Source organism: Pseudomonas sp. NPDC090203 (assembly GCF_044746765.1).
GTDB classification, from domain to species: domain Bacteria; phylum Pseudomonadota; class Gammaproteobacteria; order Pseudomonadales; family Pseudomonadaceae; genus Aquipseudomonas; species Aquipseudomonas putida_AD.
This window is the reverse complement of sequence record NZ_JBIVCV010000006.1, coordinates 28,564-40,758: the sequence shown is the minus strand read 5'-3', so window position 1 is coordinate 40,758 and position 12,195 is coordinate 28,564. Positions and strand designations below refer to the sequence as shown.

General features: G+C 64.9%; 10 protein-coding genes. 9 read left to right on the top strand and 1 reads right to left on the bottom strand.

Going from position 1 to position 12,195, the window contains the following annotated elements; translation table 11 throughout:
* Positions 1-360: 360 nt before the first annotated feature.
* The 6 genes from kdpF (at position 361) to ACIPO9_RS12055 (ending at position 8,551) form a co-directional block, all read left to right on the top strand.
* Entirely contained in the window at positions 361-456 is a 96-nt protein-coding gene (kdpF, locus tag ACIPO9_RS12080) for a K(+)-transporting ATPase subunit F (protein WP_037009437.1), read from the top strand.
* A 5-nt stretch (positions 457-461) separates the two neighbouring features.
* Positions 462-2,156, top strand: a complete 1,695-nt coding sequence (kdpA, locus tag ACIPO9_RS12075) for a potassium-transporting ATPase subunit KdpA (protein ID WP_400781117.1) — start codon at positions 462-464, stop codon at positions 2,154-2,156.
* Between the two features lie 10 nt (positions 2,157-2,166).
* Positions 2,167-4,230: a potassium-transporting ATPase subunit KdpB gene (gene kdpB / locus ACIPO9_RS12070; RefSeq protein ID WP_400781114.1), complete on the top strand. Its 2,064-nt coding sequence runs from the start codon at positions 2,167-2,169 to the stop codon at positions 4,228-4,230.
* 73 nt (positions 4,231-4,303) lie between these two features.
* Positions 4,304-4,855: a potassium-transporting ATPase subunit KdpC gene (gene kdpC / locus ACIPO9_RS12065; protein WP_400609247.1), complete on the top strand. Its 552-nt coding sequence runs from the start codon at positions 4,304-4,306 to the stop codon at positions 4,853-4,855.
* Between the two features lie 200 nt (positions 4,856-5,055).
* Positions 5,056-7,716 (top strand): DUF4118 domain-containing protein, encoded by a 2,661-nt coding sequence (locus ACIPO9_RS12060; protein ID WP_400781112.1) that lies wholly within the window; start codon positions 5,056-5,058, stop codon positions 7,714-7,716.
* Positions 7,717-7,861: 145 nt separating this feature from the next.
* Positions 7,862-8,551: a response regulator gene (locus ACIPO9_RS12055; protein ID WP_400609242.1), complete on the top strand. Its 690-nt coding sequence runs from the start codon at positions 7,862-7,864 to the stop codon at positions 8,549-8,551.
* On the opposite strand, the gene ACIPO9_RS12050 is transcribed toward ACIPO9_RS12055, so the two are convergent.
* Positions 8,548-9,606, bottom strand: a complete 1,059-nt coding sequence (locus ACIPO9_RS12050) for a patatin-like phospholipase family protein (RefSeq protein WP_400781110.1) — start codon at positions 9,604-9,606, stop codon at positions 8,548-8,550. The genes ACIPO9_RS12055 and ACIPO9_RS12050 overlap by 4 nt on opposite strands.
* A gap of 177 nt (positions 9,607-9,783) precedes the next feature.
* Here ACIPO9_RS12050 and ACIPO9_RS12045 point away from each other — a divergent pair, with 177 nt between their 5' ends.
* The 3 genes from ACIPO9_RS12045 (at position 9,784) to ACIPO9_RS12035 (ending at position 12,189) form a co-directional block, all read left to right on the top strand.
* Positions 9,784-10,062: a hypothetical protein gene (locus ACIPO9_RS12045; protein ID WP_166595210.1), complete on the top strand. Its 279-nt coding sequence runs from the start codon at positions 9,784-9,786 to the stop codon at positions 10,060-10,062.
* A 256-nt stretch (positions 10,063-10,318) separates the two neighbouring features.
* Entirely contained in the window at positions 10,319-11,236 is a 918-nt protein-coding gene (locus ACIPO9_RS12040) for a MoxR family ATPase (protein ID WP_274131364.1), read from the top strand.
* The gene (locus ACIPO9_RS12035) at positions 11,206-12,189 is read left to right on the top strand and encodes a DUF58 domain-containing protein (protein WP_274131363.1); all 984 of its coding nucleotides are present in this window, start codon (positions 11,206-11,208) and stop codon (positions 12,187-12,189) included. The genes ACIPO9_RS12040 and ACIPO9_RS12035 overlap by 31 nt, the downstream gene beginning before the upstream one ends.
* The last annotated feature ends 6 nt before the right edge of the window (positions 12,190-12,195 follow it).

Below are 12,195 nucleotides of genomic sequence, written 5' to 3'. Positions count from 1 at the left end.
ATGCCGCCGGGAAGGCCGCGGGTGAGGAACGACGCTGCCATGCTACTGCGCAGGCGAGCGGGGCGGAAGGGTGAGCCTGTCGGGTGTCGGCGCGATGTCTTGAATGTATCAAGAAATGTACAAAGCGGTTAATAACGTTTGTTGTAGGAGCGCGCTTGCCCGCGACCGCGGTGTGTCATTCAACATCAGATGCCCTGACCCACCGCGGTCGCGGGCAAGCGCGCTCCTACAGACTGGGGTGAAATCGGCACTCTTTACGCTTTCTTTATGCCCCGCGCCTACCCTCGATCTCGTTCCTTTACACCCCTCATGACGACAATTCCTACACACGGCAATCGCCGTATGACGGAGAGTTTTTTCATGAGCGTTCTGGATGGGGTGTCACTGCTGTTGGCGGCAGGGTTGTTCGTGTACTTGCTGGTGGCGCTGCTGCGCGCTGGCCGGGTCGAGGAGTGACGGCCATGCACGGGTATGACTATCTGCTGATTCTGGCCTTCTTCGCATTGGTGCTGCTGCCCGCGCCGTTGCTGGGCCGTTTCTACTACAAGGTCATGGAAGGCGAACGCACCTTCCTGACCCCGGTGATGGGGCCGGTGGAGCGCATCTGCTATCGCCTGTCCGGCGTTGACCCCAAGGTCGAACAGAACTGGAAGAGCTACACCCTGGCCCTGCTGGCGTTCAACCTGGCGGGCTTTGTCGCGTTGTTCGCGATTCTGCTGTTTCAGGGCGCGCTGCCCCTCAATCCCCAAGGCTTGCCGGGGATGGAGTGGTCGCTGGCGTTCAACACCGCGATGAGTTTCGTCACCAACACCAACTGGCAGAGCTACAGCGGCGAGGCCTCGTTGAGCTACCTGAGCCAGATGGCCGGCCTGACCGTGCAGAACTTCGTCAGCGCCGCCACCGGTATCGCGGTGCTGGTGGCGTTCTGTCGCGGGATCGGTCGCCGCTCGACGCAGCATCTGGGCAACTTCTGGGCCGACATGACCCGCGCCACCCTCTACGGCCTGTTGCCGCTGTGCATCGTGCTGGCGCTGTTCCTGGTCTGGCAGGGCGTGCCGCAAACCTTTGCCCATTACGTGGATGCCGTGACCCTGCAAGGCGCCGACCAGAGTATTCCCCTGGGCCCGGCGGCCAGCCAGATCGCGATCAAGCAACTGGGCACCAACGGCGGCGGCTTCTTCGGCGTCAACTCGGCGCATCCGTTCGAAAATCCGACGGCCTGGAGCAACCTCTTTGAGCTGGTGTCGATCATCCTGATCCCGGTGGCGCTGGTGTTCACCTTCGGCCATTACGTCAAGGACATGCGCCAGAGCCGCGCGATCATCGCCTGCATGCTGGCGCTGTTCCTGATTGGCGGCGCCACGGCGCTTTGGGCCGAATACCAGCCCAACCCGACGCTGAACCTGGCCTCGGTCGAGCAGACCGCGCCGATGGAAGGCAAGGAAACCCGCTTCGGCACCACCGCCACCGTGCTGTGGGCGACCACCACCACTGCGGCATCCAACGGCTCGGTCAACGGCATGCATGACAGCCTCAACCCGCTGACCGGTATGATCGCCCTGGCCAACATGATGGTCGGCGAGGTGATCTTCGGCGGTGTGGGCGCGGGGCTCTACGGGATGTTGCTCAACGTGCTGATCGCCGTGTTCCTGGCCGGCCTGATGATCGGCCGCACCCCGGAATACCTGGGCAAGAAGCTACAAGCGCGGGAAGTGAAGCTGCTGGTCGCCACCCTGATCGTGATGCCGGTCGGCGTGCTGGTGCTGGGTGCGCTGGCGGCCTCCCTGCCGGGGCCTGCCGGTGCGGTGAGCAACCCCGGCCCCCACGGCTTCAGTCAGCTGCTTTACACCTACACCTCAGCCACCGCCAACAACGGTTCGGCATTCGGCGGTTTCAGTGCCAACACGCTGTTCCACAACCTGATGCTCAGCCTTGCGATGTTCATCGGCCGCTTCGGCTACATCCTGCCGGTGCTGGCACTGGCGGGCAGCCTTGCGGCGAAGAAAACCGCGCCGCTGGGCCTGAACAGTTTCCCGACCCACGGCCCGCTGTTCGTGAGCCTGTTGACCGTGACCATCCTGCTGGTGGGCGGCCTGACTTTCCTGCCGACCCTGGCGCTGGGGCCGATTGCCGAACATTTGAGCCTGGGTTTCTGAGGACCGAATCATGAACATGCCTGCACCTGTAATCAAAAATGCTCAACAGCCGGTGACGGAGTCGGCCAAAACCGGTTTCGCCCAGCTGTGGCGCCCGGCGTTGATTCAAGCCTTCGTCAAGCTCGACCCGCGCCAGTTGCAACGTGCGCCGGTGATGCTGGTGGTCGAACTGACAGCGATCCTGACCACGATCCTGTGTTTGATCCCCAACCCTGCCGTACCGACCTTTGTCGCCGTGCAGATCGCTCTTTGGCTGTGGTTCACCGTGCTGTTCGCCAACTTCGCCGAAGCACTGGCCGAAGGCCGTGGCAAGGCGCGGGCCGACAGCCTCAAGGCCGGGACCGATGGCCTCAAGGCGCGCCTGCAAGGGGCGACCGGGGCCTACATCACGGTCAACGCCAGCACCCTGCGCAAGGGCGATGTGGTGCGCGTCGAAGCCGGGGAGCTGATTCCCGGTGACGGCGAGGTCATCGAAGGCATCGCGGCGGTCAACGAGGCGGCGATCACCGGTGAGTCTGCGCCGGTGATTCGTGAGTCCGGCGGTGATCGTTCGGCGGTCACCGGCAATACCCGGCTGGTGTCGGACTGGCTGCTGGTGCGCATCAGCGCCAACCCCGGCGAGTCGACCCTGGACCGCATGATCGCCCTGGTCGAAGGCGCCAAGCGCCAGAAAACCCCCAACGAAGTGGCGCTGGACATCCTGCTGATCGGCCTGACCCTGATCTTCCTGCTGGTGGTTGTGACCCTGCAGCCGTTTGCCCATTTCGCGGGCGGTGACCTGCCGCTGGTGTTCCTGGTGGCGCTGCTGGTCACGCTGATTCCCACCACCATCGGTGGCTTGCTGTCGGCCATCGGCATCGCCGGCATGGACCGCCTGGTGCGCCTGAACGTGATCGCCAAATCCGGCCGTGCTGTGGAAGCGGCGGGGGACGTGCACGTTCTGCTGCTGGACAAGACCGGCACCATCACTTTCGGCAATCGTCGTTGCGCGGCGGTGTATGCGGCGCCCGGCGTCAGCGGCAAGGAACTGAGCGAAGGCACGCTGCTGGCCTCGCTGGCGGACGACACCGCCGAAGGCAAATCGATTGTCGAATACCTGCGCGGGCTGCATCAGTTCGCCGAACCTGCGGCGAGCCAGTTGACCGCCGTACCTTTCAGCGCCGAAACCCGCTTGTCCGGCGTCGATTACGACGGTCGCGTGTTCCGCAAGGGCGCAGTGGATTCGCTGCTGGCGTTCCTGGGCCGTGATCGCAGCGACCTGCCCGCGCCGCTGGCCCGGGAAATCGACAAGATCGCCAAGACCGGTGGTACTCCGCTGCTGGTGTGTGGCGACGGCAAGCTCTTGGGGGCCATTCACCTCAAGGACGTGGTCAAGCCCGGTATCCGAGAACGTTTCGACGAGCTGCGCAAGCTGGGGATTCGCACCGTGATGGTGACTGGCGACAACCCGCTCACCGCCGCTGCGATTGCCGCCGAGGCGGGGGTCGATGACGTGCTGGCTGAAGCTACGCCTGAGAAAAAACTGGAGCGCATTCGTCAGGAACAGAACGACGGGCGTCTGGTGGCGATGTGTGGCGACGGCGCCAACGATGCCCCGGCGCTGGCCCAGGCGGACGTCGGCATGGCGATGAACGACGGCACCCAGGCGGCGCGGGAAGCGGCCAATATGGTCGATCTGGACAGCGACCCGACCAAGCTGCTGGACGTGGTGCAGATCGGCAAGGAATTGCTGGTGACCCGTGGCGCGCTGACCACCTTTTCGATTGCCAACGACGTGGCCAAGTACTTCGCGATTCTGCCGGCGCTGTTCGCGGCGATCTACCCGCAGCTTGGCGTGCTCAACATCATGCACCTGGCCAGCCCCCAGAGCGCGATTCTCTCGGCCATCGTCTTCAATGCGCTGATCATCGTGGTGCTGATTCCCCTGGCCCTGCGCGGCGTGCGGGTGCAGGCGGCGAGCGCGGCGCATCTGCTGCGGCGCAACCTGCTGATCTACGGGCTGGGCGGGATCGTGGTGCCGTTTGTAGGGATCAAGCTCATCGACCTGCTGCTGACCGCGCTGCACCTGGTGTAACCGTTACCTGCGCTGCGGGCGGGATTGCCAGAGGGCGACCGCCGCAGCCACTGAATTGATCGAGGATTGAGAGATGTCGACTATAGTGCGTCCCGCCGTGAGCCTGATTGTGCTGATGACCCTGATCACCGGCGTGGCATATCCGCTGGTGGTGACCGGCCTCGCCCAGGTGGCGTTCCCGGAACAGGCCAATGGCAGCCTGGTGTACGACGATCAGGACAAGGTGCGCGGCTCGGAACTGATCGCGCAGAATTTCACTGGGGAAGAGTGGTTTCATTCGCGTCCGTCCGCAGGGGCCTACGCCACGGTGGCCAGCGGCGCGAGCAACCTGTCGCCGAGCAACCCGGCGTTGGCCAAGCGCATCGGCGATGATGCCGCGCAGGAGAAAGTCGAAGGGCAGGGGCCGGTGCCGCTGAACCTGTTGACCACCTCGGGCAGCGGCCTGGACCCTCATCTGTCGCCTGCTGCGGCCGATTACCAGGTAACCCGCGTGGCCGTCGCCCGGCACCTGCCGCGGGAGACCGTGCAGCGCCTAGTGGCGGCCAACACCGAACATTCGCTGATCGGCCCGCCGGTGGTGAATGTGCTGGCGTTGAATCAGGGTTTGAGTGAGATTCGGCAGTAGCAGGCACACCGCGCTCCTACGATGGGCGGTGATGGGGAAAAGGTAATTGACCTGGCAACCCTGTAGGAGCGCGCTTGCCCGCGACGGCGATCTCCCTGTGAAACATATGGTGCATGACACACCGCAGTCGCGGGCAAGCGCGCTCCTACAGGGTGTGTCTCGGGATTATCGAACAGGCAATTTTCATCAGGACAACCATCGTGAATTCAGACAGCCGCGCCGACGCCTTGCTGGCCTCTCTTCCCCGGGACGACCGTGGCCGGCTCAAGGTCTTTCTGGGGGCCGCGCCCGGCGTTGGCAAGACCTACGCCATGCTGCAGGCCGCGCACACCCAGTTGCGCCAGGGCGTTTCGGTGCTGGTGGGCGTGGTGGAAACCCACGGCCGCAGCGAGACCGAAGCCTTGCTCGGCGGGCTGGCCCAGCAACCGATGCTGCGCAGCGAATACCGTGGCGTGATGCTCGAAGAAATGGACCTGGACGGCCTGCTCAAGGCCCGTCCCAAACTGGCACTGGTGGACGAACTGGCCCACAGCAACGCGCCGGGCAGCCGCCACACCAAGCGCTGGCAGGACATTCAGGAATTGCTCTCGGCGGGCATCGACGTCTACACCACGGTCAACGTGCAGCATCTGGAAAGCCTCAACGATCAGGTGCGCGGCATCACCGGCGTGCAGGTGCGCGAAACCCTGCCGGACTGGGTGCTGCAGGAAGCCTTCGAGCTGGTGTTGATCGACCTGCCGCCCCGGGAGTTGCTGGAGCGTCTGCGCGACGGCAAGGTCTATGTGCCGGAACAGGCGCGGGCGGCCATCGACGCGTTCTTCACCCAGACCAACCTCACCGCCCTGCGCGAACTGGCGATGCAGACCGCCGCCGCCCAGGTCGATAACGATCTGGCGCTGGGCTATCGCCAACTGGGCCAGGCCGCGCCTGCGGTACGCGGCCGATTGCTGGTGGGCGTGGACGGCGATGCGCAGGCTGAACGGCTGGTGCGCCATGCCAGCCGCGTGGCTCAGCGCCGGCATTTGCCGTGGACCCTGGTGCACGTCGATAACGGCCGGTTCTTCGATGAAGTCGCCCGCAGCCGCCTGCAAAACGCCCAGCAACTGGCCGAACGCCTGGGTGGCGAGGTCGTGGTGTTGCGTGCCCCGGAAGTGGCGAAAACCCTGATTCAGCACGCCGCCGAACGTCGGGCTAGCCTGGTGCTGGTGGGCCAGTCGCGGCCTCTGTTGCGCCGTCGTGTGTTCGGCGGTGGCCTGGCGGCCCGGTTGTTGCGTAACGCCCATGGCCTTGAGATCAACGTGCTAGACAGCGAAGCGCGGCCTGATCAGCCGCGCTCGAACACGCCCCGTGCGACGCCCTGGTTCGATTACCTGCTGGCGGTGCTGGCGACGATCTGCGCCAGTGCCCTGGCCTGGGCAGTAGCGAGCGTGCTGGCACTGCCAAATATCTCGCTGGTGTTCCTTGCCGCCGTGCTGCTGGTGGCAGTGCGCAGCAGCGTGGGCCCGGCGATGGTCTGCTCGGTGCTGTCGTTCCTGGCCTATGACTTCCTGTTCATCCCGCCGAATTTCTCCCTGAGCATCCAGCGCGAAGAAGACGTGCTGACCTTGCTGTTCTTCCTGCTGATGGCCGCCCTGACCGGCAACCTCGCGGCCCGGCAACGGCGGCAATTGCAGGCGCTGCGCGACACTCAGGAAGAAACCAGCGAACTGCTTGACCTGTCCCGGCGCCTGACCGCCGCAACCGACCGCCAGGCCGTGCTCAGCGCCGCCGAGCAGCATCTGGCCGGCTGGCAGGAGCTGGAGGTGTGCATCCTCGACAACCAGAACCAGCAAGGCTGGAAAGTGGAAAGCGGCGGCGCCCTGCAGTTGTCCGAGTTCGAGCGGGCCGCCGCCGATTGGGCCTGGCAGCACGGCCAACCTGCGGGCAAGGGCACCGGCACCTTGCCGTCGGGTGCCTGGTGGTTCCTGCCGTTGTGGGTCGATGATGCGCCGCTGGCGTTGCTCGGCGTCCGGCCACGGGCCGGGCAGAGTTTCACAGCCCAGCGCCGACGTCTGCTGACTGCCCTGAGCCAGCCATTGGGTCAGGCGCTGGCGCGCGCGCGGCTGGCCGAAGACCTGGAAGCCGCCCGCCTGCATGGCGAAACCGAACAGCTGCGCAGCGCCTTGCTGGCCTCGGTGTCCCATGACTTGCGCACGCCCCTGACCGCCATGCGTGGCAGCATCGACAGCCTGCTGGCGCTGGGCGAGGCGATCCCGCTGGCGGATCGTCAGGAGCTGCTGGAAGGCACTCGCGATGAGGCCGAGCGCCTGGATCGCTACATCCAGAACCTGCTGGACATGACCCGCCTGGGCCACGGTGCGCTGAAACTGGCCCGGGACTGGGTCGCCCCGGCAGATATCGTCGGCAGCACCCTGAACCGCCTGCGTGCGGTGCTGGCGCCGTTGCAGGTCAATACCGAGCTGCCCGTCGAGCTGCCGTTGCTGTACGTGCATGCGGCGCTCATCGAGCAGGCGCTGATCAACGTGGTGGAAAACGCAGCGCGCTTTTCGCCGCTCCATGGCCGCTTGCAGATGGAAGTGAACGCCTCGTCCGATGAGCTGGTTTTTTCAGTCAGCGACGAGGGGCCGGGCATTCCCGAGGATGAACGGGCGAAGATCTTCGACATGTTCTACACCGCCGCCCGCGGCGATCGCGGCGGGCAGGGCACGGGGCTAGGGCTGGCGATCTGTCAGGGCATGGTCGGCGCCCACGGCGGGCGGATCAGCGTGGGTGACGGCATCGACGGACGCGGCACCCGCATCAGCCTGCACCTGCCGCTGCAGACGCAGCCCCAGGGGGAAACCGAGGCGGCAATGGGTTAGGCTTCTGCTGACAAAATGAGGACCCGTAGCAGCACGGCTTGCCGGCGGGGGCGGCGTGTCAGGCGATGCATCACTGACGGATGTACCGCTCCCGCCGGCAAGCCGTGCTGCTACGGGTCCCAAGTGACTATTTAACAGGAAAACCATGAGCCAGACGGCAACCATTCTGGTGATCGACGATGAACCGCAGATTCGCAAGTTCCTGCGCATCAGTCTCGCCTCACAGGGCTACAAAGTGCTGGAAGCCGGCACCGGGAGCGACGGGCTGAGCCAGGCGGCGCTGAACAAGCCCGATCTGCTGGTGCTCGACCTGGGCCTGCCGGACATGGACGGCCAGGACGTGCTCAGCCAGTTCCGCGAATGGTCGGCAGTGCCGGTGCTGGTGTTGTCGGTGCGCGCCAGTGAAGGGGAAAAGGTACGGGCGCTGGATTCAGGCGCCAACGACTACGTGACCAAGCCGTTCGGCATCCAGGAGTTTCTGGCGCGCATCCGGGCCCTGTTGCGCCAGGCGCCGGACTCCGGTCAAGCCGAGTCGGCGCTGGTGATCGGTCCGCTGACTGTGGATCTTGCCTATCGGCGGGTGATGCTCGACGGCAACGAAGTCGCCCTGACCCGCAAGGAATACGCAGTCCTTGCGCAACTGGCGCGGCATCCGGGGCGGGTCATTACCCAGCAGCAACTGCTCAAGGACATCTGGGGGCCTACCCACGTGGAGGATACCCATTACCTGCGCATCGTCGTCGGTCACCTGCGCCAGAAACTCGCCGATGACCCGACCGCGCCCCGCTTCATCGTGACCGAGGCGGGGGTGGGGTATCGGCTGATTTCGGCCTAGTGCTCGCGCTCGTACCGATCCAGCGTATCCCGGGCAATTTCACGCCCCAGCGCGATCAGCTCCGGGGCCTTGTAGAACTCGAAGAAACGGCAGACCCGCTTGGGCACGTTGATCAGGATGTCGGGCGGGTAACCGGCGATCTTGTATTGCGCCAGTGACGTCTGCATGACCTCGAAGCTCTGGTTGATCAGGTCCAGCAGTGAGGCGGGGCCGACGTTATCGATGATCACCGCGCCGCTGGCCGACTTCGGCGCGCCGGGTTCGGTGGGGGCCGCCGCCGGCTGCTGGCCCTGAGGGTTGGCCGACTCGCCTCCCGCGCCTGGCCAGGGATCCGGCAGCACGGCGGCGGTGGCCTTGAGGCTGTCCTGCTGCAGGCGCAACACATCGCCACCGCCGACCTCCAGCTTGCGCCGGAATGGCAGGTGCGAGCCGATGGAGGCGATCAGGCTGTCGAAGCGTTTCTTCACCGCCGGCGGGCGTTCGATCACCGGGAGCTGATACTGCTTCTGGTTGGTGGAGTTGAGGTTGACCGCCACGATCAGGTCGCAGTGGCTGGAGACCACCGGCACGATCGGCAAAGGGTTGAGCAGGCCGCCGTCCACCAGGGTGCGGTTGCCCTGGACCACCGGGGTGAAAAGGGTGGGGATCGCCGCCGACGCGCGCATGGCCGCATGCAGATTGCCTTCCTGGAACCAGATTTCCTGCTGGTTGGTCAGGTCGGTCGCGACGGCGGTGTAGGGGATGCGCAAATCCTCGATATTCACCTCGCCGACGATCTCGCGAATCTGCCCGAACACCTTCTCCCCGCGAATCGCCCCCAGACGAAAGCTCACGTCCACCAGACGCAGCACATCGAGGTAATCGAGGCTTTCGATCCAGGCCCGGTACTGCGGCAATTTTCCGGCGGCGTAAATCCCGCCGACCACTGCCCCCATCGAACACCCGGCGACGCAGGCGATGTCATACCCGCGCCGCTCCAGTTCCTCGATCACCCCGATGTGCGCATACCCCCTGGCACCGCCGGACCCCAACACCAGCGCTATTCTTTTTTTCATTGGCAGGTCCCCCGTTGCAGTGCTTCTACCCTACGCCCAAGCCTGCCGCGAATCATCAGGTGTTTGTATAACCCGTGCGACATAAAACAGATACTCTGCGACGCGCCGTTATGGCACTTTTGCATCGACGCACCGTCCAACTCGCATTGTCGATTTCCATTGTTGAGGTAACACCCGATGAAAGCCTGGATCTGCCTGCCATTGCTCGCCCTTGTTCTCACAGGCTGCGCCGGTAAAACCGCCTACCGCGACAGCTGCGCCACCAATCTGGACGCCGCCTGGCACGAGCTGGACCTGGCCAAGGCCGAAGGCTTTGCCGGTACCGTCAGTTACTCCAAGGCCCTGTCGTTGCTGACCGGCGCCAAGACCCAACAGCAGTTCGAAGCCTTTGAAGGCTGCAACGAGAAGGCCGAGAAAGCGCGCTTCTACATTCGCGAATCCCGCGCAGGGCGCTGAAATGACCTCTCCGTAGCAGCACGGCTTGCCGGCGGGAGCGGCGTGTCAGGCAATGCATCACTGTCTGATGTACCGCTCCCGCCGGCAAGCCGTGCTGCTACGGGCTCGCGTCACTTGTTCAACTGCCTTTGCAATAAATCCATCCCCAATCCCATCCCGCTCTGGCGAAAAGGCCTACGCTGATTTTAAAGTGGCTGTACGCTAGGTCTTTTCTGCGGTCCTTGAGCCGTGAGCAGTCGCCTGGGGAGGCTTTCCAATGGGCAGAAAACTCGATCTGTGTCTGAACGCGATCAACGAGGTGGTACTGGGCAAGGAGCCTCAGGTGCGATTGGCCCTGACCTGCCTGCTCGGCGGGGGCCATCTGCTGATCGAGGATTTGCCCGGCATGGGCAAGACCACCTTGAGCCACACCCTGGCCCGTGTCCTGGGCCTGAGCTTCCAGCGCATCCAGTTCACCTCCGACCTGCTGCCGGGCGACATCCTCGGTACCTCGATCTTCAACCGGGAAACCGGGCAGTTCACCTTTCATCCGGGGCCTATCTTCGCCGAACTGGTGCTGGCCGACGAGATCAACCGGGCCACCCCCAAGAGCCAGAGCGCATTGCTCGAAGCCATGGAGGAAGGGCAGGTGACCATCGAAGGGGCAACCCGGCTGCTGCCTGATCCGTTTTTTGTCATTGCGACGCAGAACCCGTTCAGCCAGGGCGGCACCTTTGCTTTGCCCGAGTCGCAACTGGACCGTTTCCTGATGCGTCTGTCGCTGGGCTACCCGGCGCGCTCGGCGGAAAAGGCGCTGTTGCAGAGCGAATCCCGCCGCGAGCTGCTGCCGCGCATCGAGCCGATCATCGATCACGGGCAACTGGCCGCCTTGCAGGAAGAGGCCCGGCGGGTGCGGGCCAGCGATGCGCTGATCGACTATGTCCTGCGCCTGGTGGACGCCACTCGCAGCCAGCCGCAGTTTGCGTACGGGCTGTCGCCCAGGGCCAGCCTTGCGATTTTGTCGGCGGCGCGGGCCTGGGCCTTGTTGATCGGTCGTGATTACGTGATACCTGAAGACGTCCAGGCGATCCTGCCTGCGGTGATCGGCCATCGCTTGCGCGATCGTACCGACCCCACCGGGCATGGAGGCGGGGCGTTGGTCCAGTGGCTGCTGCGCGAGGTGCCGGTGCTTTGATCGAACAGTTCAAGCCGCTCTGGCAGCGCTGGGTGGGACGCCGTATCCCCCCGGCCTCGCGGATCGAGCTGAATCACCGTCGAATCTTCATACTGCCGACCCGGGTCGGTGGCACGTACGCGTTCGTGCTGGTGTTGCTGTTGCTGGTGTCGATCAACTACCAGAACAGCCTGGCCTACGGCCTGACATTCCTGATGCTGTCGGTGGGCATCCTCGCGATTCTGCACACCTACCGCAATTTCACCGGGCTGGTGCTCAGTGCCAGCAACGCCCGCTCGGTGTTCGTCGGCGAGCCGGTGCAACTGCGCCTGCGTCTGGAGAGCGCCGGCAGCGGCCATCATGCCATCGCCCTGGGCTGGGACACCGAACAGCTCGAACAGGCCGACGTCGCTGCCCATAGCCAGCAGGAAGTGGCGCTGACCCTGCCTGCGATCAACCGTGGCTGGCTGCGGGCGCCGCGCCTGCGGGTCGAAAGTGTGTTTCCGCTGGGCATCTTCCGCGCCTGGAGCTGGCTGGACCTGGAGCAGACGGTGTTGATCTACCCGCGCCCGGTGCCCGGCAGCATGCCGTTGCTGCAAGGGGTGCAACCTCATGCCGAGGACGACGGCCAGGCCACGCGCGGGGAAGGCGTCGACGATTATCAGGGCCTGCGCCCGTGGCAGGCCGGCGATTCGCTGCGGCGCATGCACTGGAAGGCGTGGTCCCGGGGGCAGGGGCTGATGGTCAAGGAGTTCACGGACCTGTCGGGCCACGATTTGTGCCTGGATTTCATGGCGCTGGGCGGCGACATCGAAGAGCGCCTGTCGCGCTTGTGCTACTGGGTGCTGGAGCTGTCGCAACGCCAGCAGCCGTTCGCCCTGCGCCTGCCGGGCTTCCTGTCGGCGGTGGACAGCGGCGATGCCCATCGTGAAGCCTGCCTGCGCCAGTTGGCGCTGTACGGCGTGCGGGCATGAGGGGCG

What these genes read in the sequence shown, in the direction of transcription:
- kdpF (WP_037009437.1), top strand. Translation starts at nt 361, where the DNA reads ATGAGCGTTCTGGATGGGGTGTCACTGCTGTTGGCGGCAGGGTTGTTC.
- kdpA (WP_400781117.1), top strand. Translation starts at nt 462, where the DNA reads ATGCACGGGTATGACTATCTGCTGATTCTGGCCTTCTTCGCATTGGTG.
- kdpB (WP_400781114.1), top strand. Translation starts at nt 2,167, where the DNA reads ATGAACATGCCTGCACCTGTAATCAAAAATGCTCAACAGCCGGTGACG.
- kdpC (WP_400609247.1), top strand. Translation starts at nt 4,304, where the DNA reads ATGTCGACTATAGTGCGTCCCGCCGTGAGCCTGATTGTGCTGATGACC.
- ACIPO9_RS12055 (WP_400609242.1), top strand. Translation starts at nt 7,862, where the DNA reads ATGAGCCAGACGGCAACCATTCTGGTGATCGACGATGAACCGCAGATT.
- ACIPO9_RS12050 (WP_400781110.1), bottom strand. Translation starts at nt 9,606, where the DNA reads ATGAAAAAAAGAATAGCGCTGGTGTTGGGGTCCGGCGGTGCCAGGGGG.
- ACIPO9_RS12045 (WP_166595210.1), top strand. Translation starts at nt 9,784, where the DNA reads ATGAAAGCCTGGATCTGCCTGCCATTGCTCGCCCTTGTTCTCACAGGC.
- ACIPO9_RS12040 (WP_274131364.1), top strand. Translation starts at nt 10,319, where the DNA reads ATGGGCAGAAAACTCGATCTGTGTCTGAACGCGATCAACGAGGTGGTA.